Raw genomic sequence first — 20,654 nt, 5'->3', positions numbered from 1 at the left:
GAATGAAGTTCATATTAATTACCATAGCGGATATGAACCAATAAGTTTGACTATTGACGCTATCTTTGCAATCGTTTGTTTCAGCATTTATAATCTGATTTTATTTTTATTAAGTAAGAGATTAACAAGGAAAAGTCTTCTATTAAAGAAGTGAATAATTAGTAATAAACGTTAAATAGAGGGAGGATTTATATGGAAATTCTATTAGTTGGAACGTTTCACCTTAGCGATACTTCTGACTTGAACACGTTATCGGAAAAGGATAAAAGGAAATATAGCGATAGCGATTTCGAAAAGTTGGCTATTGATCTTGCAAAGTTCCAAGCGGATCAAGTCTTTGTTGAATATTCATTTCATTTACAAGAACATTTAACTTCAATTTATCGCTCGGTAGAAGTAGCAGAAATAAATGATGATTTTAAAGAAAATGAGATTTATCAAATTGGATTCCGGTTAGCTAAAATGCTTGGACATGATGCCGTTTATGCAGTGGATTGGAATGAGCAGCCAGAGGAATCAATCGATTTAGGTCTCGTTGGAGAAGGGAAATCGAAAACAGAGTTCGAGGAAATAATGAACCGTGTAAAAATGGTGCTCGAGAAGCTCTCTACTATAATTCAGCAAGGAGATATCATCGAACTGTACAAACATATTAATTCACAAGAAAACATAGTAAATGATCATAAAGTCTATTTGGATTTAATGCAGTTCGACGATGAAATTGCATTTGAGTGGGTAACAAAATATTGGTATTACCGTAATTTAAGAATCGTACGTAATATAAAAAAATTCATTCTTCCTGAAACAAAGCGGGCTGTTATTTTATATGGAAGCGGTCATAACTATCTACTTAAACAACTGTTGGAAGATGACAAAGCAATAAGAGTCATTCCATACGGAGATTGGTCTGAATAATATAGATTTAGTAACTTAAAGGAGTGAACGGACTATTTTAGAAAATATAATCGGGACTTTAATTGGGTTATTCATAATCGTAGTATGCTTGTTAATCGCCTATTGGAGTTTTAACAGATTATTTAAATCTTCATTAAGATCAACAAACAAAAGTGATTCAGCATTAAAAATCGAGTTGTATACGTTAGAAAAACGAGTTGAGGCACTCGAAAGAAAATTAGAAAATAAGTAATTGGCTATATAAAGGAGTTAGGAACAACATGATTACATTAAGAAATGTGCAAAATACTGATTTAGAGAGTCTGGTCGTCATTGAAAATGAAGGCTTTACAAAAGAAGAGGCTGCCACAAGGGATGCCTTTGTGGAAAGAATTCAGCTGATTGCCGATACATTTATAGTCGCTGAAAAAGATGGAAAGATCGTAGGTTATATTAACGGTCCTGTAATCCCTCAACTATACATAACGGATGACCTTTTTGTAGAAATTACTCAAAATCCAAAAAAGGGCGGCTACCAAAGTATATTAGGAGTAGCTGTTTCTAAAATGGCGAGAAATCAAGGAATTGCTCGGATCTTACTCAATAAAATGGAGCAGTTGGTAAAAGAAAATGAGCGACAAGGAATTACGCTAACATGCAAACAGGAATTGGTAACTTTTTATGAAAAACTCGGCTTTATAAATCACGGCATTTCCGATTCACAGCATGGAGGAGTTAGCTGGTATAACATGGTCAAACTGCAAGAGAATATGGATTAATTATTGTGGGGATATCATTGCAATGGAAATCCTCTTTTTAAGTAGTTTGCCCTGCCTTTGTTTTATATTGCAGACGTAAGTTAATAACTAATTGAGTTAGAAAGATAAATAAGAATAAATTAGGTGAATATAATGAAAAAGTCCTCTCCAAAGCTTCCTTTAACATCGGAAGAAAGAATCAATTTAAGAAAGTGCAAAGTGAAATTAAATGAAATCGCCCTAATGGATATGCAACAATTAACTACATGTTTACAATCAACTCACGAGCGTGCTAAGTATCTCCGTGGACTAGCTCAATTCCAGGCGATCCCTTCAATCGGACCGAAGTTGGCTCAATGGGTTACTGAATTGGGTTATTATTCTTTGGAAGAGTTGAAAAACGAAGATGGTGCTGATTTAACTAATCGATTGGAGGAACACTTCGGTTATTGGGAAGACCCGTGTGTAGAGGATTCGTTAAGATGTATCGTACATTATGCAAACCATTCAGACAGCGAAAAAAGTTGGTGGCATTTTACAGATGAACGGAAACGATATCGGGAGTTAAATGGATACCCTGATTCAAGACCAACGACACCTTGGTATGATAAGAAAACTAAAGACAAATAAAGGGTATATACAGACCTATCAATCAGGACTAAAGGGGAACAAATATGAAAATTCACAAGATAGATCATGTAGGGATCATAGTAAACGATCTTACGGCGGTTAAAGCGTTTTTCATCGAATTTGGACTGGAAGTGCTTAGTGAAGGGGAAGTGGATGGATTATCGGGCTTACTGATGTGAAAGCAACCATTGTCCTCTTTGGGATGTCGGATGACCAGGCAAATTTAGAGCTGGTCATGTTTCATACAGGCTCAGAGATAGAAAGTATTCAGCAATCTTCAAAAAATCATATTGCCTTTGCTGTTGAAGATATTGAAACGGTCGTAGATAAATTGAAAGAGAAAGGCGCGGAAATTATTAGTGAAATCCAAACCTACAATAATATTTATAAATTATGTTTTGTTCAGGGACCGGAAGACATAATTTTAGAGTTAGCTGAGAAAATGCGATAAACTTTAATTGGAAGATTTCAACCTAATAGTACATTTTCATAGCAACATTGGTGGGAGGAATAGACAATTGGCAACTAATGCAGCTTTTCAAAGAGATATTAAAAGTTTTTGGTATCCAGAGTACAACAACAATGGATATCCTCATGTCCAACAAGGATTCATTCTTCACCCTAATCGAAACGCAGAGTTCGATCCATTTATTTTAATGGCGGAAGATTGGTATAAGCGCGGCGTTTTCTCTGATCACCCACATCGCGGCTTTCAAACTGTAACATATGTTGTAGATGGCAGACTTGAACATATTGATAATGCTGGAGGTTACAGCATTTTAAATGCCGGGGATGTTCAATATATGAATGCCGGCTGGGCAGCTAGACATGCTGAAGAAGCGTTCGAGGACGACTTGATTCATACATTACAGCTATGGCTAAACCTGCCGAAAAGTTTAAAAAATACAGAAATGTCTTATCAGAATATCTTTGTTGAAGATGCACCTGTAGTCAATATCGATGGCGGATTCGTTCGAGTTTATTCAGGGAATATTGCAGGTGTAACAGGAACTATGCAAAGTTTAGTTCCGATTACGATGACAGAAATTACGCTTCGTGAAGGTGCTGAATACACACATATTTTACCCGAAAACCATAATTCATTCCTGTTTATGATGGCAGGAGAGATGGAATTTGGGGGAAGCAAGACAAAAATCGCGAAAACTGGAGCGGCTACGATCTCATTTAACGAGACTGGTTCTGAAGATAATTCAAGCGAATTGAAAATAAAAGCATCTACACGGTCTAAAGTTTTAATTTATTCAGGTGTCCCTATTAGAGAAGAAATCGCTCTAGGCGGACCGTTTGTGATGAATACAAAAGAAGAAATCAGAGAAGCATTCCGTGATTTACAGCTAGGTAAATTTGGTCCGCCAGCTGTAAGAGAGTAAAAATTAATTTAATAGACCTTATTACAATGAACCAGATGGAACTGAGCCATCTGGTTTTTTGTTTTCACCAAATATAACTCTTTAATTATGGTAAAATTTATAATATAAGGAGAGGATTACATGGATTTATTAACATTTGCCTTTTTAGTATTTTTGCTGTAAATCGTTGTATTTTTGGCGGTAAAGCATTGGACTAATTATTCGGAACTTGGAATTTTAATTAAAATGAAATATAAGATTGAGGAAGATAAACCTAACTTAAGTGATGAAGGCATTGAAAAAGAGTTAGAAAAAGATATCAATAAACAAAACTGATCGAGAAATAAAGGGGGATAAGTGTGGAGATTAAAAGGCTGGAAAACCACGGAAAAGTGCCAATGGAATTATTGCTACTGGCGGACCCTTCAAAAAGTATCGTAGAAGATTATGTAGCAAAGGGCGATTGTTTTATAACTGTAAGTGAGGGACAAATCATTGGCGTCTATGTCCTGTTGCCAACAAGGTCGAAAACTGTGGAAATTGTCAATGTAGCAGTAGCTGAAGATCATCAGGGTAAAGGGATTGGAAAATTATTAGTGAGTGATGCAATTCGTGTAGCCAAAACACAGGGGTATAAGACGATAGAAATTGGTACAGGAAATTCAAGTATTGGGCAATTGGCGTTATATCAAAAATGCGGTTTTCGAATTGTTTCAGTTGATCAAAACTATTTTCTTAAGCATTATCCCGAAGAAATTTACGAGAATGGCATCCAGTGTATCGATATGATCAGGTTATCGAAAGAGTTATAGGGAGGATAAGTATGAAAAAATTCACGTTTTTACTCTGTTTGTTTTCCGTCTTGCTGATAACGACTGCATGCAGTTTCCAAGGTGAACCTAATACAACAATTGAAGCCGTAATTTCACATTTAACTGAGGATGAATTTGAGAGTGTTGGAACACATGGATTAGAAAATCCTCAAATTGATGATTTTAGGAAATTTACATTTAACGTGGAAGTAAAAGATGTAGCCGGTCAGAAAGTTCAATTTGCATTTAGCGATAGTTGGAAAGAAGTGATCGATTCAATTGATGTTACAGACAGGTATTGGTTTGGAGGCGGTAGTGAACAAAATAATGAAGGTGAGAATGTTGCAAAGCATGCTCAGGAATTTATCTTTTATTCTAAAGGATTAAATAAAGAATCAATGAGAGAGGCATTGAACACAATTATTTTTGAAGTAAGCATAAACAACGATGGCGAAATTGCGACAGAACAATATAAAATTGGGGATTTAGTTGAATTTGAATAAATGCATGGCTGGAAATAATTAATCAAAGGATTGGAGAAATCTTCATGAAAATATACGACCTGGCAAGTCCATTTCTGAACCAGTATAAACCTTTAAAAGAGTACTACGAAAATTATTTTAACAAATATCCTGAAATCTATAGTTATTACTTTGAAAATCATTGTCACAATAAAGAGCTGAAATTTGATAATGCCTTAAAGGCACATCCAAACAAGATTGAGCAAATGAACTGGATTACGGATAAATTGAAATCGCTAACACCTCAAATTACAAAGGAATATGAAAATCGGTTTTCGATAATATTTTCAAAAGATGTTTATATTTTTGTGGGTTTAGGTGGTTCGAATGCTTATACTTATCGTTCCATGGATCCTCATATTGCTTTCTGTGTTGAAAAGTTTGAAACGAATGAAGATGGCCTAAATGTAATAATTGCACATGAATTTGGCCATGCAACGCATCATCTTTTCACGACACATAATGGGATAGATGCAAAAGATATACAATGGTATAACCCGTTCACCTGGCTATTGCAAGAGGGTGTAGCAACTTATTTATCAACTTTAGTAGCAAATGCAGACCAAGATATTTATTTTGCTTATCAACCCGATCCAGAATGGCTTTCATTTTGTGAAGAAAATACAAAAACCATTATCGATGCTTTTCAGCAAGATTTGGTTCAAAGTACATCAGCAGAAATATTTAAAGAATGGTTCTCGATTAATGGTGGCCAAATTTTTGGCTATAGCCGGCTTGGTTATTATATTGCCTATCTTTTAGTAAAGCATTTAGTAGGTGAAGAAGGTATAGAAAACGCAATGCTTTATTGGGGACATCCAGATTTTGAAGAGAGAATGAGAACATTATTACGCACATTATAGTACAAACTGACAATAGCAATTTAATAACCTTAAAGGAAGGGGATAAATATGAGACGGAGAAATGTGTTAATTTTAATCCTCTTGTTTTTTGCAATGTATGTATCAGGCTCTCAATTTATTGTTCGAGAACATTTCGTTTCTAAAATTTTTGCTGGCATGTACTTCCTTTTTTCATTGGTTATAGGAATTGCGATATTAACAAACTCTATGAAGAAAAAAAGAAAAGTAGCCACACATTGAATTCATATATTGGGGGAGTAGCATGTTTATAATTAATTCAGTTGCTTTATGGGTAATTATCTCAATGTCTATTAATACTTATTTAATGACTTTACCTATTCCGGTAGTACGAAAAAAGGATTTTCCGACTACCTACATGATTCAGCATGAGAATCGAATCGACTTTCAAAAAGGTACGGAATGCGCGGCATTTTCAACAGCGTACCTGCTGCGTCACTTTGGTATGGATGCTGAAGGGGATGCGTTATATAAGCAATTTCCCAACAAAACAAGAGCAGGCAATGTATACCCAAAAGGGATTCGTACTGTGTTAAGAAATTATGGATTTAAGACTAATTATTATAAAGGTAGTATTAATACATTAAAGTCCGAAGTTAGTAAAGGAACGCCAGTAATTGTTTTTATTAAAGTACAGAAGGATCTCAAAAATCTGCATTTTGTCCCGGTAGTTGGTTATGACAAAGAGTACATTTACCTTTCAGAATCATTGAGTCATTTAGTAAATGATGAAGGAGAACAGAAGAACTATAATCGAAAAGTTCCGATTGAAGAATTTAAAATACTTTGGGATGTAAAGAGAATTCACACGCTTCCATACAGCAATACATATATAGCAGTAGATGTTAATACATGCCCATCAATGTTGGGCAGTTGAGGAAGGACTAAAGATGAAAGAGCATAAAAAATGAGCTAGAATCATTGGATCTAGCTCATTTTTTATTTTATCGTCGAAGCTTAAATTTACGCATACGATCGACTAGGAAACCGCCTTTGAATGATTTTGGCTCATATGAAATGATAAATGCCTTTGGTTCAATCGATTCAACAAGGGCGAATAATTCTTTTTCTCGGTTTCGTTTAGCCAAAATCTCATATTTATAACGTTCACTGTCACGACCTTCACTGACAGATGTCGTAATGGCAAAGCCGCTGTTTCTTAATGTTTCGATCAATTCCTGGTTTTTTTGCTGCGTATTGATTGTAACAGATACAAAACCAATAGCCAGCTTGTTTTCAATCATTGTTCCGATCGGTATCCCAATACTAAATCCGAGTGCATACACAATCATCGCAATAAAGTTCTGATCACCACTAAAAATGATAGAAAGTGCAAATACGTTAATAAGAACTTCTAAAAACCCAAAAATTGAAGCAAGAAGTCTCATGTCTTTGACTAAGAATATTGTACGTAATGTCATTAACGGCACGTAAACGAGCTGTATGACCAGAATTAGGATTATTTCCTGCATAAAATCCCCTCTTTCATTTAAAAATTTATTTTACTTTTTTACTTCTACCCTAATATGAAATTTATATTCTTATTAATTATTTGAGTTAATGCTATAAAAATAAGGGAGAATCAATTGCTGTTATTAAATTGATTCTTTCTGACCATCATTTGTCCATCAAGATGAACGATGTTTTTTTGTTTCGGAGAGGGGGGGCAACATAGGTAAAGTTCGGAAATATAACCATCAATTAGTATTAATAAAATGATATTTTACGCACTAAGTCTAATAAAAAACTGCTATGATGGAAGTGTCCGAGATTATTATTTGAATATTTAAGGAGTTATGAATTTGGCGAAATTAATCAGAGCATTACTATCACTATTAATTTTTTTACTAGTTTTCAACAACAGCGCGTTGACCACGAGTGCAAAAGGCGTAAACCTTCTCCCTTTTGAAGATGAAAAGTCTGGAAGAAATAGTAACGCCTACTTATCTACATACGAATATCCTTCAACCAAAATGAAGGAAGACTTTATTAATGAAATTTCTACATATGCAATGAAAACAAATGAAAAGTGGGGAATTCCTGCTAGTGCGATTATTGGAATGGCTGCTCTGGAAAGCGGCTATGGAACAACGAGAATAGCAATAAATGCAAATAACCTTTTCGGAATAAAGGTTTGGGGATACAATCCCAAGAATGCCTGGCAGTTGAAGGGACAACCTGATGAAGATTATGAACCGGTTCCTGTACTAACTGATTACGGACAAGACCGTAAAATATACGATGAAAGCAAAAGAAGGGATAACTGGTATCGGGCTTTCAGTTCCTATAAAGAAGCGGTCGATTATTTAGCAGGAAAATTACTGTTAAACGATAGATATCGGTTCGCAAAAAACAACTACGAAGAAAGGATGAAAAAAGGATGGAGTTATGAGCGAGCATCTAAAGAATATCTGTTCGACATTGCCAATGCTGGCTATATTCATTTGGGCGGGGAATACTATCGAAATAAAGTAGGCTCTATTATGGACGAGCGTGATTTATACCAGTTTGATGAGAGAAATTTAAAAGACGTAGGTGGACATTGGGCCGCACAACAGATTCTATTCTTAACTGAAAAAGGCTGGATCTCCGGCTATCCTGATGGTACATATAAACCGAATCAATCGATAACAAGAGCTCAAGCAGCTGCTATTATTAGTAACTTTTTAGCGCTGACTACAACAAATAAAGATATTTCATTTAGTGATGTGGAAAAGAGCTTTTGGGCATCAGATTCAATTCGTTTAGCAGCACAACATAAAATAATCAACGGCATCGGTGATGGACGTTTTTCACCTAATACTTATTTAACAAGGGCGCAAATGGCTCAAATCTTCTATAATGCAGGATTTTATAGCCAATCTGCCAACAAGGGTGCAAATTCATTTAAAGATGTGGATCAAAACTTTTGGGCATCTCTTGCGATTGAAACGATGAAACAAGAAGGAATTATGGCTGGCTATACCGCTAGCCGGTTTGGTCCAAATAATCCGACAACAAGAGCACATATGGCAGCTATGATTTATCGGATACATGAAAAAGGCTTGAGTAAATAATCCAGCAAATAAAAGAAGCACGGAATTGTGCTTCTTTTTTTATCTATCTTTGGACCTTTATAAATTCATTTACCATACCGATAAAAAGTTCTAGTATACGTACATCGTCGGTCAGTTCGGGATGAAAAGAGCAACCTAAAAATTGCCCATCTCTAGCTAGTACAATTCGTTCTTCATATGTAGCAAGTATTTCAACATGTTCACCGATCGATACAATATGCGGGGCTCGTATAAAAACTGCTGTTATTTCATCACCAATTGATGGAATTGATAATGGAACTTCAAAGCTGTCAACTTGTCGCCCGAAAGAATTTCTCTCAACTTCAACATCCAATAAACTGAGGTGAGGGGGTTTGGAATTCCTAATCTTTTTGGCCAACAGTATAAGACCGGCACATGTCCCAAACATTGGAACACCTTGTTGTGCCATTGCCTTTATAGGTTCTAACAAGTCATTTCGTTCTAACATTTTACCGATTGTCGTACTTTCTCCACCAGGCAAAATAAGACCGTTAATACCACGTAAATCATCGCTTGTTTTCACTGCAACAGCATCATGACCAAGAAGTTCAATTTGCTGAATATGCTCTTTTACAGCACCTTGTAATGCAAGTACTCCTATTTTTGCCATACTACCAGCCACGCTCCTGCATACGTTCATTAACATTCAGGGTAGCTATTTCAATTCCTTTCATCGGCGTTCCAAGTTCCTTTGAGATTTCAGCAATCAGTTTGTAGTCTGTATAATGCGTTGTTGCTTCCACAATGGCACGCGCAAATTTTTCAGGATTCTCTGATTTGAATATACCGGATCCAACAAACACACCATCTGCACCAAGCTCCATCATTAACGCGGCATCTGCAGGAGTTGCAACACCACCCGCGGCAAAATTCACAACAGGTAAACGACCTAAACGCTTGATTTCCAATAGTAATTCAAAAGGGGCTCCTAAATTTTTTGCCTCTGTCATTAATTCATCCACATTCATTCCAACAACACGGCGTACTTGAGCGTTAACATTTCGAAGATGACGAACTGCTTCCACAATGTTGCCAGTACCTGGTTCACCTTTAGTACGGAGCATAGAAGCCCCTTCACCAATACGTCGTGCTGCTTCTCCTAAGTCACGGCAACCACAAACAAATGGCACTGTATACTCACTCTTTAGTAAATGGAATTCTTCATCAGCCGGTGTTAAAACTTCGCTTTCATCAATATAGTCCACACCCATTGACTCTAATACACGTGCTTCTACAATGTGACCAATTCGTGCTTTTGCCATAACCGGAATCGTGACGGCACTCATCACTTCCTCCACAATCCGCGGATCCGCCATACGGGCTACACCACCAGCTTTTCGGATATCGGAAGGCACACGTTCCAGCGCCATCACTGCTACTGCACCTGCAGCTTCCGCAATTTTTGCTTGTTCAGCGTTAATGACATCCATAATAACGCCGCCCTTTTGCATTTCTGCCATTCCACGTTTTACTCGATTTGTTCCAACTTGTACCATGTAAATAACCTCCATTCCTGTAATGACTCTTAGTATAATGAAAATTGACCATATTGAAATAGTCAATTTTATATAAAACTTTAAGGTCAGAGGAGGGGTGTCTGAAAACATGGACATAAAACCGTCTGATAATTCTGTTATAATGATGTTTGAAACGGTTTCTACTTACAGACTAAGGAGGATACTAAAATGATAAATAATATAGATTTAAAGCACTTACAACGTTGTGTAGAATTAGCAAAAATTGCGCTTGAGAAAGGTGACGAACCATTTGGATCAATTCTTGTTTCTGCAGATGGGGAAGTGCTTTTTGAGGATCATAATCATGTGGCAGGCGGTGATCATACACAGCATCCCGAGTTTGCGATTGCGCGATGGGCAGCAAATAATATGGAACCTGAAGAAAGAAGCAAAGCAACAGTATATACTTCCGGGGAACATTGTCCGATGTGCGCCGCTGCTCATGGTTGGGTAGGTTTAGGACGGATTGTTTATGCAAGTTCATCTAAACAATTGGTACAGTGGTTAGCAGAAATGGGCCAAGGTCATTCACGTGTACGCAATCTGTCAATTCAAGAGGTTGTTAACGATGCAACTGTAGATGGTCCTGTTCCTGAACTAGCAGAGGAAGTCCATCAACTTCATCGTCAGTTTCACGAGATGAAACGATGAATAAAATATGTAGATGGTTGATATGAAACCAAGCGAGCGCGATTCTGTTGTAAGAATCAGCGCTTGTTTTTATTTTAAAGTTGAGATACGAGGAGATAATTTTTTGGTGACTTGTAATTTAAATATATGTAAAGTAAACTTTACTTTAAGTAAAACTTACTTTACATATCAGGGAGGATTTATTATTAAAAACAACATTAAGGTTTTACGGGCTCAACGCAGTATGACACAAGACCAGTTGGCAGAAAAACTGTCTGTCTCTAGACAAACTATTATTTCATTAGAAAAGGAAAAATATAATCCGTCGATTATTTTAGCATTTAAGTTGGCAGAAATTTTCGATTGTAAGATTGAAGATATATTTATTTATGAGGGGGAAAATGAATGAAAGAAGCTCGAAAGAACCAACTATCATATTTATTTTTAGGAATTATTATAATTCCATTAAGTGTATATATTAATTACCCTTATATAATAAATGGTGAATTTCCAGTAGGCGTGATGACTTTTTTCTTGGGAACAAGTTCATTAATGATGGCTTATTTATCTCCACATTTATTTCCTAAAGATGAGCGTACAAAAGATATTATAGGTAAAAGTATGACAGCAAACTATTTTACGCTGTTTGCAACTATCACACTGCTATTTATTACAGTAGCTAAAACTCAAACTGCATCAGAAGTTTTAACGATTTTATTTTGTATTATGGTTACCTCAATTCCTCTAACGATGATTTTTTATTCAAAACGTATTTAATGAATCTGTACATAGTCCATTGACAGGGAATATTTAATTTCTTTATAAGAAGGAGCGGAATAAAAAACTTATTAATTCCCAAACACAGGTAATTTTGAAAGGGGAAAACTTAATGCAAATATTTTTGTTTATTTTATTAGGGATTATCATTACGGCTATATCGGTGATGGTGCTAGCTGAATTTGGTTTAATTCTACTGGGTGGGATTGCATTTGGCTTGATTTTGTACATTACTTTTAAGGTTAGCAGAATACCATCTTCAAAACGGAGGATTCAGTAGTTGAAAGTGGTAATTTGTATTTAACAATAACAGACGCAGTTCACAAGAGGAACGCGTCTATTTTTAAAATTATTTACAAAAATCTATGTGAAATTAGGGGGTAAGGAAAGAAACAAAATCATAAAGGTGTGAAAATATATTCTGCACTTTATTTGATAATTGCAGTCCTATTATTAGCAGGATGTTCATCTATTCAAAATGTCATCACTGAAGATGAAGCTAAACAATTGGTCCTGGGTAATCACTATAACTATAAAGGTAAAACAGAAATACTATCTGTTGAATTAAAAAATAATAAATATTACATTGAGTGGGAAATAAAAGATAACTGTGAACGCGGGAGAGACAGCGTAAATAAAAAAGGCGAAATTGAGAAGATCGAAGCCAGTATGTGTTAGCGCTAATTTCGTTTTAATAATGGGGAGATATATTGTCGACCTTCGTCTTTTTTGCTTAGGAAATGACAATTTATTATTACATATCATCATTGTATTTGTATTAGTTTTTTTAATAATGTCAATTCTGTAATAGAAGAGGTGAAGAATATGGAGAGAGTGGCGCACTATTTTTGGGCGGTTAGAATTCCGGATGAAGTAAAACAAACCATTTACGAGGAACTGACACGAATTAAGCCAATATTCCAGTTTAAGCGATGGGTGGACTTAAATGATTATCATATAACGCTTGCATTCCTTGGCGCTGTAAATCCAAAGCAACTTACATCCGTTATTGGATCAGTTGGGGAGGCCATAAAGAATCAAAAAGCTTTTATGTTAGATATTAAAGGATTGGGTGTGTTTGGAGCTCAAAAATCACCTCGTATATTTTGGGGGGCAGTGAGTGAATCAGATGCTTTATATAAAATTCAGGAAATTGTCCATCAATCTTGTCTAGATGAAGGTTTTAAGTTAGAAACACGCCCTTATCATCCACATATTACATTGGCCCGAAAATGGGGGATTAATGAAGATTTCATAGTGGACAAAATAGTCTCGCAAAACCCATTTAAAGAAAAGCCTTTATCTTTTGAAGTAAATGAAATAGTACTATATAAATCAAATGTAGAAAATACACCGAAATATGAATCGATTGCGTCATTTTCATTAGAATAATGATCTTCATTTCCATAGTGTATTAGTGTGCGGGTGCGATTCTATAATAAGAATCAGCGCTCGTTTTTTTTGATTGGTAAATTTATGGTAAAGGTGGGTTGTCGTGGGATTCAATCATCATTCTGAAACTTTCTTCCATTTTATTCGTATAATTTAATTATCATAACAAGGAGGAATTTCATGTATGACATGCCAGGAAGTGGGGATTGGTTTTTCAACTTTGGACCAATATTCATCGCACTTATTTTTATTATCATATTTATCTCAATAATTGGGATGCTATTCAGTAGTTTCAAGCAATGGAAGAAAAATGAGAACTCACCTCGGCTAACAGTTCCGGCCATCGTAAAAGTTAAAAGAACAAATGTAACGAGACATACCCATCACCATCATGATAATAACCACCACTCGCACAGTACCTCTACAAATTACTTCATTACATTTGAGTTCGAAAGTGGTGACAGATCAGAGTTTCATGTTTCGGGGATGGAGTATGGCATGCTTGCAGAAGGGGATATCGGCAAGTTAACTTTTCAAGGAACAAGATATCTTGACTTTACTCGAGTGTAGCACCCGTAATTTCACTAGGCCTAACAATATAAAGACAGCGCGATTCTGTATTGGAATCAGCGCTTTTTTTATGTGGGGGTATGTTATCCATCATTTGAACAAGTATTTTGAAAAATGTATCATTCGGGGTGGGGGGAAATATAACGAATCAGGAATCCAAATAAAGGGGCAGTTTAGTTGAATAAGGAATTAAAATGGATAGAGGTTTCAGCAAATGTAGGAAGAGAGGAATTAACATGAAAGATGAACAGCAAAAAAAAATTGAAGAATTAGAGGGGAAAATTTATTCTTTAGAAAAAAGTTTAAAACGTCTTTCTATTTTGGTAGAACCTAATAGAAAAAAACCATACTGGCATCTACTTCTTTCTCTAGGTATTTTTGAAGAGGATAAAAAGAAACTTGAATATATTATGTTCTATCTATCAAGTCGTTTACATCAAGAACATGATAGTTTAAGGAAAGACCCGGAATTCCCTCCCGAATTATTCGAAAAAGATTTTCCATCTTTAAATCAAACAATTACAATCATTTCATCTACTATAAATATAAAATATGAAGAAACTATTCAAGAAATCCTCCTATCTATGTATCAGCAAAGTATGTTTCGAGAACTTATTAGTTTTTTATTTCCGGAAGAAGTAAAAAAATAGATGATGGTCAATTGTGAAACTTTTTACTATTAGGTGGCTTCTATTTATTGATTGCTGCGTTAACTTGGGCATTAATGTCCGTTTTATTTAAAAAATTCCAACACAATATTCACAAATTGTAATTACTACTTATTCATCTATGGTTGATGTATTTTATTGACACCATTGGTACTTCCAAGATTAAATGATCTAGATTTATCTAGTGTTTCGCAACCTACAATTTCAGGGGGATTATTATACTTAGGTATTGTATCAACTGCTGGTGGTTTTTTCTTGTGGAATAAAGGTTTACAATTGATGAATGCCCTTGTTCTTTTTCTTCCAACCGATTGTCGGAACATTTCTAGGTTGGTTATTGTTAGGTGAAACAATTGGAATTACATTTTGGTTAGGTACAATTTTAATTTTTAGTGGTGTTTTTATCGTCATAAATAAGACCATAAAGGCCGGTGTAGTGGAAGTAATTATAGCACCCATTTGAGCAGTAGAAAGCATTGTACCCATTTCTTGGGTAACAATAGATATTGTATTACCAACGAGACCGACAAAGAAAATAATTAGCCAATCTTTTTTAGCAATACGCCATGATTGTTTCATGCTAAAACCAGTAACTGCAAGTGTAATTACTGCGATTAAGTAACGCATCCATACTAGCTCTATAGGTGGAACAACTTCAACAACTACTTTTACTACAACATACATTGCACCCCAAATATTCGCAGCGAGTGATAAAAATAAGGCGCCTAATATTTTATTATTCATGTTTTTTTTCCTCCGTTTATCATAGAAATCTATGTCCTTAACGGAGAAAAACTCTTCTGCCGTTAAGGAAGAAGGATTGTTGGTACATCATAAATATTGATTTGACAACGATGATAAAACAGCTCTTTTTTATTTTGTTCATATTATTAACTGTGTTTTTAAAATTGTATTTGGAAATCTTTGTGCTTAAAGTTCTTAATCGTTAGATTTGATACCACCCTTCCCAGGAGCCATATAATTAAATAAATTTTTATGTGGAAATTGGGATCAAAAAGTACATTTATTCTAATAGCAAAGTAAGTATTCACAGGATGTTAACATTTAGGATTAATATTGAATGACGATAGGATGGGACAATTGATATATGCGACAAGCCTTTATATAATGTAGAAGGTCATGAGATAATAAATTTTTAATAGGGAGGAAAAATTTTAATGAAAAAATTCATAACGGCCATAACAGCTATTTTATTTACATTTAGTCTAAATACATATGCATTTGCCCATTCACATATTGGTGAAACGATTCCTGCAGATGGTGAAGTAGTAACAGGAGCTTTAACAGAGGTAGTGCTAAATTTTGAAGATGCTATTGAACAAGGCAGCCTTATGAAGATTTATGCTTCAAGTGGTGATCTAATTGAAATATCGGAAATTGTAGTTGGCGACAAACAATTAATCGGTACACTTGCAAATCCACTCCCGAATGATGAATACAAGGTAGATTGGGCAATTATCAGTGCAGATGGCCACCCTTTAACAGGTGATTATACTTTTACAGTGAATATTGATGAAGTACCTGAAGTCGAAGAGGAACCGTCTCAAACAGATGAAAATGAAGTTGTAGAAGAAACAGTGTCAAATGAAGAACAAGTAGGTTCTCAAGAAACAAATCAAGAAGAAGAAACGAAAGCATCATCTTCTATGACTTGGACTGTTATTGGATTTATTGCACTCATTTTAATCGTAGTAGTCGCTGTATTATCTCGTAGAAAAAAATAAAGGAAAGTCGTAGTTTATGTGGATGAATAAACTACGGCTTTTTTGTACCAAAATCAATTTAGACTCAGTCTCTTATATAACAAATGGGCGCTTTTCTAGAATAGAAAAGTACTTTCTACAATTATAGGGCCAGGATTATGGAGTAACTCTTGTATTGCGTAGTATACACATACTACATAACAAAAATCTTCAGTGTTGGATGACTATTTTAAAAATGAATTAAAGCAACAAGCAGTTTAGTCGAAGTGTTGACTTCATTCACATCTAGTGATAGACTCATTTTTATTAAAGATATAAAGAGTCTTTAATATCTATTTTAACGAGGAGGTTAAGTATGAGGTATTCAAACGCGACAAACTACGCCTTGCATACAATGGTCCATTTAATGCTGCAGCCAGGGGACAATTCGGTGGGAGTGCAGGAATTAGCCGAAATGCAGCATCTTTCCCCGACTTACCTTTCTAAGATATTAACCAAACTTGCGAAAGCAGGTTTAATTGAGTCGACGCCTGGTGCGAAGGGGGGCTATAAAATCTCCAGAAAAAAACATGAAATATCCTTTTTAGATGTTATTCATGCGACTGAAGGAGATACTAGCTTATTCGACTGCTCCATACATCATGAAGGCTGCTTGATTGAAAACGTAATGAGGCAGGCAGAGGAAAATATGAAAGCTGAACTGAAATCAAAGCTTTTGATCAATATTGCTAAAGAGGCAGAATCCAAACAGAAATAACAATAAGGTAAAATTAAAGGAGTGGACAAGATGATATTAGACTGCGCTGTGATTGGCGGAGGGCCAGCTGGGCTTAATGCTGCATTAGTTCTTGGAAGGTCAAGACGTGAAACTATCTTGTTTGATGACAACAAACCGAGAAATGCGGTTGTTTCAGAATCTCATGGATTTATCACGAGGGACGGTATTGATCCTCAGGAATTCAAAAGGGTTGCCCATGTAGAAATAAGAAAGTACCCTGACGTGAGAATCGAAAAGCAACGGGTGCATCGTATTAATAAAAAAAACGCCTTGTTCCAGGTGGAGACAGAAAATGGGGAAGTATACAGTGCGAAAAAAATCATTCTCGCAACTGGCTTTAAGGAAGTCCTTCCAGATATCCCGCGGGTGAAAGAGTTCTATGGAAAGAGCCTGTTCAGCTGTCCTTTCTGTGATGGCTGGGAATTAAGAGATCGTCCGCTGGCAGTGATTGCAAATGATCAAAGGGCGTTTCATATGGCGAAAATGGTATCCAATTGGACGAACGATTTAATTATTTTTACCAATGGCAATAAGATACTTTCTTTGGAAGAACAAGAATTGCTCAAAAGCTACCAAATCAGGATAAATGAAAAGAAGATTGCCACTTTCATTGGAGAAGATGGGATGCTGAATAAAATCCAACTTGAAGATGGTACGGCAGTGCTCCGTGAAGGAGGGTTTATAACTGCGGAATGGAAACAGGCTGCTTCTTTTGATTCTACACTTAAATATACATTAAACGAGCATGGCGGAATTGAAACCGACAGCTGGCAACGAACGAATACAGAAGGGGTATTTGCTTGCGGAGATACGCGAATTGCCGGTCCCTCCCAATTAATTGTTGCAGCAGCAGAGGGCTCTATGGCTGCCATGTCTGTGAATGCAGCACTAATAGAAGAGAAATTTAACCAGGATAAACAGCACGCTTAAAAAAAGGAGGATATATGCATCACCCGAATGGCAAGAACAGTAAAGGCAAAGTATCGTACTTGGAAAGTCCCCAACGAAGAAAAGAATTCTCCCCGGAACAGCTGCTAAATATGATTCCTTTAAATGAAACGGACAGCTTGTTGGACTTTGGCGCAGGTACCGGTTATTTATCCATCCCTGCGGCGAAAAGGATCAAAGGCAATGTATATGCGCTGGATATCGACCCTTCCATGCTGGAAATACTAAATGAGAAAGCCTTGAAGGAAAAGCTCATGAATATTGTTCTGGTTCAGGGAAGCATGGAGGAACTTCCTTTACCTGATGGCTCTATCGATTTGATAATTGCTTCTCTGGTACTGCATGAAATACAGCCCCTGGCACCACTGTTACATCAAATGAAAAAAGTTCTAAAAAAAGAAGGCTATTTAATCTGTCTTGAACTACAACCAAAAGGAAGTTCCGTGAAAGCACCGAGAATTACACTGGAAGGAATGGAGCAGGAAATGTTAGAAGCCGGATTTCAGGTGACAGAGAAATTTTTCCCAACGAAATCTTTATACATTCTCGTTTCGCAGAAGACGGATTAAAGGATTACATTTCTGCATAATTAAAGACATTAAGTAACTCTAAAGTATCTAATTGAAATTAAGCTGAAGGTGTGCTTGTGTTTAAGAAGCAATACTAACAAAACAAAGTAAAGTGCTGCACAGGACAAATATACTATTCAAGAGAAAAAGATCTTCTACAATCGGGCGCAATACCTTCTTGAAAAAGGATTGTGTCCTCTTCCCATGCACATTTCTATGTATTTCCAGTGTAGACCCGTGACCCGTATATTTAGAAGTTCGTCAGCAATATAGTTTATTGTTCTTTCTAAATGCATTCTCACCATATTTGTTCAACCCAAGCACTATGATTTACACCACCCCATCGGGTAGGATTTCGTCATCCGGACTGCTACGGTAAATTCTCGCGCCTATTAGCCGAGCTTATAGCAGCTTTTTCTTTCTAAACAGCGTGCTATTCGACGAAGGTGAAGCTTTTCAGAACGTTACTTCTCATTCGACTTTTCCGACATAACCCTTCAGTTTTAGAATCCTAAAAACTACCCGACCTTCACCAAAATTATGTGATTACATTTCATTTTAATCAGGTACATTTCGCACCAACAATTTGGTCCTATAATGACGAACGCTGATTACGATTTCATATTAAAACAGGCAACCTGCGCTATTAAATTCTAAATCTCCCCGATATTCCATTGGACGCGGGATATTTAAGTTTCAAAAGATTAATTTTTGAATATTTTGCTACTTGAAATTCAATATCTTTACATTTTCTATTTGACATGTGAAAAATTATTATGCTAACATCTAAATAGTAATGATTACTATTATCGATGAATAGAAATTGTAATGAAGACATTGCTCGTCGCCTTATATTGGAGCAAGCAAATTTTTTTCACCTTTTTTAAATAGTAATAATTTCGCTTTATAAGAATAGGTATGAGGAGGAAAAAATGAAACGAAGTCCTTTATCAATCAGCATGCTACAAATGTATGGCTTGGCAATGTTTTATTTCACAGCGAATTCGGTATTAACTGTTATTTTCCCGCTACAGGCTTCAGCTAATGGCATGCCAGAAGCTGAAATCGGCATCATGATGGGGATGTATATGTTTGTTTGTATGATTTTGCGTCCGTGGGCAGGACAAATGGTCGCAAAGCATAGCGTCTTTACGATTATGAAATGGCTACTCGTTGGGCATGCACTAGCACTACTGCTTTACGTATGGATTGGTGTCGATAGCTTGTATGCGGTACGCGTCTTACAAGGGGTCGTGACGGCGTTCTTCTCGATGGCGATGCAAATTGGAGTTGCAGAAGTTTTGGATGATAAGGACCGTGGGCAAGGGATGGCGATGTATTCGTTATCAACTGTTCTCCCAGGTTTATACGGGCCAGCGCTTGCAATTGCGCTTTGGATACAGGGCGATTTAACGTGGCTATATTTCCTAATTGCTGCGCTTGCGTTATTACCGCTATTATTTTTCATTAAAACACCATTGCCGAAAACAAAAAGAGACAAGGCGTCCTTTACACTTAGGGAAATGCTTGGGGCGGTAAAGGTAGCACGTAGCAATGAGGGGCTCATAAAATCCTCATTTATTATGCTTTTTGGCGCTTCTATTTTCGGTGCATTATCAGCATTTTTACCACTATTTTTAGTGACGACAAATACGGGGAATGCAGCCGCTTATTTATTTTTACAGGCTATTGTCGTAGTTGGAAGCCGCTTTTTCTTCCGCAAATATATTCCATCAGATGGACAGTGGCATCCGAAGTTTATTTCCCTTGTGCTTTTAAGTTCTGTAGTGGGAACGACAATGCTTGCGGTATTTTCAGATGTTACGTTGCTTGTGTATGTAAGTGCGGTGTTTAACGGAATTGCGACGGCTATGCTTTACCCAACGCTAACAACATACATATCCTTCGTTGTACCAGATGAGCAAAGACATATTCTACTTGGGTTATTTTTAGCGTCGTACGATTTAGGCTTTTCGCTTGGCGGCTTTTTAATGGGGTTCGTCGTACAGTTTATGTCGTACGAGATGATGTTTATAGCATGTTCACTTTTAGGGGCGCTTGCGATTACGTATAATTTTTTTGCACCACAAACAAAGCCCAAAATGAACAAAGCTTCGATGAGCTAACTTACAAAACGG

Annotated in this window: 25 protein-coding genes and 2 pseudogenes; 23 read left to right on the top strand and 4 right to left on the bottom strand. The window is 36.3% G+C overall.

From position 1 onward, the window contains the following. Window positions 1–192: 192 nt before the first annotated feature. From AC0VXV_RS11205 to AC0VXV_RS11160, 10 genes are all read left to right on the top strand, one after another. Window positions 193–915 carry a DUF5694 domain-containing protein gene (locus AC0VXV_RS11205; protein ID WP_475528235.1) on the top strand — a complete coding sequence of 241 codons (723 nt, stop codon included), beginning with the start codon at window positions 193–195 and terminating at the stop codon, window positions 913–915. Between the two features lie 260 nt (window positions 916–1,175). After that, a complete protein-coding gene (locus AC0VXV_RS11200) occupies window positions 1,176–1,673 on the top strand; it encodes a GNAT family N-acetyltransferase (protein ID WP_475528234.1) in 498 nt (165 codons plus the stop codon). Window positions 1,674–1,805: 132 nt separating this feature from the next. Beyond that, window positions 1,806–2,282: a helix-hairpin-helix domain-containing protein gene (locus tag AC0VXV_RS11195; RefSeq protein ID WP_475528233.1), complete on the top strand. Its 477-nt coding sequence runs from the start codon at window positions 1,806–1,808 to the stop codon at window positions 2,280–2,282. A 44-nt stretch (window positions 2,283–2,326) separates the two neighbouring features. Beyond that, the gene (locus AC0VXV_RS11190) at window positions 2,327–2,461 is read left to right on the top strand and encodes a hypothetical protein (RefSeq protein ID WP_475528232.1); all 135 of its coding nucleotides are present in this window, start codon (window positions 2,327–2,329) and stop codon (window positions 2,459–2,461) included. Beyond that, window positions 2,458–2,733 carry a VOC family protein gene (locus AC0VXV_RS11185; protein WP_475528231.1) on the top strand — a complete coding sequence of 92 codons (276 nt, stop codon included), beginning with the start codon at window positions 2,458–2,460 and terminating at the stop codon, window positions 2,731–2,733. The genes AC0VXV_RS11190 and AC0VXV_RS11185 overlap by 4 nt, the downstream gene beginning before the upstream one ends. Before the next feature lie 67 nt (window positions 2,734–2,800). Next, a complete protein-coding gene (locus tag AC0VXV_RS11180) occupies window positions 2,801–3,673 on the top strand; it encodes a pirin family protein (RefSeq protein WP_475528230.1) in 873 nt (290 codons plus the stop codon). 338 nt (window positions 3,674–4,011) lie between these two features. Next, window positions 4,012–4,464 carry a GNAT family N-acetyltransferase gene (locus AC0VXV_RS11175; protein ID WP_475528229.1) on the top strand — a complete coding sequence of 151 codons (453 nt, stop codon included), beginning with the start codon at window positions 4,012–4,014 and terminating at the stop codon, window positions 4,462–4,464. Between the two features lie 11 nt (window positions 4,465–4,475). Further along, a complete protein-coding gene (locus AC0VXV_RS11170) occupies window positions 4,476–4,967 on the top strand; it encodes a fructose-bisphosphate aldolase (protein WP_475528228.1) in 492 nt (163 codons plus the stop codon). Between the two features lie 44 nt (window positions 4,968–5,011). Beyond that, entirely contained in the window at window positions 5,012–5,848 is an 837-nt protein-coding gene (locus AC0VXV_RS11165) for a DUF2268 domain-containing putative Zn-dependent protease (protein ID WP_475528227.1), read from the top strand. Between the two features lie 262 nt (window positions 5,849–6,110). Further along, window positions 6,111–6,743, top strand: a complete 633-nt coding sequence (locus AC0VXV_RS11160; protein WP_475528226.1) for a C39 family peptidase — start codon at window positions 6,111–6,113, stop codon at window positions 6,741–6,743. Between the two features lie 67 nt (window positions 6,744–6,810). On the opposite strand, the gene AC0VXV_RS11155 is transcribed toward AC0VXV_RS11160, so the two are convergent. Then, on the bottom strand, window positions 6,811–7,338 hold the full coding sequence (locus AC0VXV_RS11155; RefSeq protein WP_008404026.1) for a DUF2179 domain-containing protein: 528 nt from the start codon (window positions 7,336–7,338) through the stop codon (window positions 6,811–6,813). A gap of 330 nt (window positions 7,339–7,668) precedes the next feature. Between AC0VXV_RS11155 and AC0VXV_RS11150 the strand changes: the two genes are divergently transcribed. Continuing rightward, window positions 7,669–8,922, top strand: coding sequence for an S-layer homology domain-containing protein (locus AC0VXV_RS11150; protein ID WP_475528225.1), 1,254 nt, complete (start codon window positions 7,669–7,671; stop codon window positions 8,920–8,922). Window positions 8,923–8,965: 43 nt separating this feature from the next. Here the strand turns inward: AC0VXV_RS11150 and pdxT are convergent, their stop codons facing one another. After that, window positions 8,966–9,553, bottom strand: coding sequence for a pyridoxal 5'-phosphate synthase glutaminase subunit PdxT (pdxT, locus tag AC0VXV_RS11145; protein ID WP_475528224.1), 588 nt, complete (start codon window positions 9,551–9,553; stop codon window positions 8,966–8,968). Window position 9,554: 1 nt separating this feature from the next. Then, window positions 9,555–10,439, bottom strand: coding sequence for a pyridoxal 5'-phosphate synthase lyase subunit PdxS (gene pdxS, locus AC0VXV_RS11140; protein WP_475528222.1), 885 nt, complete (start codon window positions 10,437–10,439; stop codon window positions 9,555–9,557). Window positions 10,440–10,628: 189 nt separating this feature from the next. On the opposite strand from pdxS, the gene AC0VXV_RS11135 reads away from it, so the two are divergent. The 7 genes and pseudogenes from AC0VXV_RS11135 to AC0VXV_RS11105 form a co-directional block, all read left to right on the top strand. Beyond that, complete coding sequence (locus AC0VXV_RS11135) at window positions 10,629–11,111, top strand: nucleoside deaminase (RefSeq protein ID WP_475528221.1); 483 nt, start codon at window positions 10,629–10,631, stop codon at window positions 11,109–11,111. 184 nt (window positions 11,112–11,295) lie between these two features. Continuing rightward, window positions 11,296–11,499, top strand: a complete 204-nt coding sequence (locus tag AC0VXV_RS11130; protein ID WP_475531452.1) for a helix-turn-helix transcriptional regulator — start codon at window positions 11,296–11,298, stop codon at window positions 11,497–11,499. Then, window positions 11,496–11,867: a hypothetical protein gene (locus AC0VXV_RS11125; RefSeq protein ID WP_475528220.1), complete on the top strand. Its 372-nt coding sequence runs from the start codon at window positions 11,496–11,498 to the stop codon at window positions 11,865–11,867. Before AC0VXV_RS11130 ends, AC0VXV_RS11125 begins: the two co-directional genes overlap by 4 nt. Window positions 11,868–12,692: 825 nt before the next feature. Continuing rightward, window positions 12,693–13,259 carry an RNA 2',3'-cyclic phosphodiesterase gene (gene thpR, locus AC0VXV_RS11120; RefSeq protein ID WP_475528219.1) on the top strand — a complete coding sequence of 189 codons (567 nt, stop codon included), beginning with the start codon at window positions 12,693–12,695 and terminating at the stop codon, window positions 13,257–13,259. A 180-nt stretch (window positions 13,260–13,439) separates the two neighbouring features. Next, window positions 13,440–13,829, top strand: a complete 390-nt coding sequence (locus tag AC0VXV_RS11115) for a DUF2500 domain-containing protein (RefSeq protein ID WP_475528218.1) — start codon at window positions 13,440–13,442, stop codon at window positions 13,827–13,829. Window positions 13,830–14,065: 236 nt separating this feature from the next. Beyond that, window positions 14,066–14,479 (top strand): hypothetical protein, encoded by a 414-nt coding sequence (locus AC0VXV_RS11110; protein ID WP_475528217.1) that lies wholly within the window; start codon window positions 14,066–14,068, stop codon window positions 14,477–14,479. A gap of 29 nt (window positions 14,480–14,508) precedes the next feature. Beyond that, window positions 14,509–14,960 (top strand): annotated as a pseudogene (locus tag AC0VXV_RS11105) (DMT family transporter); the annotation flags it as partial. Here the strand turns inward: AC0VXV_RS11105 and AC0VXV_RS11100 are convergent. Beyond that, window positions 14,882–15,241, bottom strand: a pseudogene (locus tag AC0VXV_RS11100) (EamA family transporter); the annotation flags it as partial. The pseudogenes AC0VXV_RS11105 and AC0VXV_RS11100 overlap by 79 nt on opposite strands. A 434-nt stretch (window positions 15,242–15,675) precedes the next feature. On the opposite strand from AC0VXV_RS11100, the gene AC0VXV_RS11095 reads away from it, so the two are divergent. The 5 genes from AC0VXV_RS11095 to cntE all read left to right on the top strand — a co-directional run bounded on the left by AC0VXV_RS11095 (window position 15,676) and on the right by cntE (window position 20,642). Continuing rightward, window positions 15,676–16,242: a copper resistance protein CopC gene (locus tag AC0VXV_RS11095; protein ID WP_475528216.1), complete on the top strand. Its 567-nt coding sequence runs from the start codon at window positions 15,676–15,678 to the stop codon at window positions 16,240–16,242. 334 nt (window positions 16,243–16,576) lie between these two features. Then, complete coding sequence (locus AC0VXV_RS11090; RefSeq protein ID WP_475528215.1) at window positions 16,577–16,978, top strand: RrF2 family transcriptional regulator; 402 nt, start codon at window positions 16,577–16,579, stop codon at window positions 16,976–16,978. Between the two features lie 30 nt (window positions 16,979–17,008). Beyond that, window positions 17,009–17,929, top strand: a complete 921-nt coding sequence (locus AC0VXV_RS11085; RefSeq protein WP_475528214.1) for an NAD(P)/FAD-dependent oxidoreductase — start codon at window positions 17,009–17,011, stop codon at window positions 17,927–17,929. Window positions 17,930–17,943: 14 nt separating this feature from the next. Next, window positions 17,944–18,516, top strand: a complete 573-nt coding sequence (locus AC0VXV_RS11080; RefSeq protein ID WP_475528213.1) for a class I SAM-dependent methyltransferase — start codon at window positions 17,944–17,946, stop codon at window positions 18,514–18,516. 932 nt (window positions 18,517–19,448) lie between these two features. After that, complete coding sequence (gene cntE, locus AC0VXV_RS11075; protein ID WP_475528212.1) at window positions 19,449–20,642, top strand: staphylopine family metallophore export MFS transporter CntE; 1,194 nt, start codon at window positions 19,449–19,451, stop codon at window positions 20,640–20,642. Window positions 20,643–20,654: the final 12 nt, after the last annotated feature.

The organism is Solibacillus sp. iso_87 (assembly GCF_056173085.1).
Note: the sequence above shows the minus strand (reverse complement) of the source record. Positions and strands in the feature narration are given on the sequence as shown.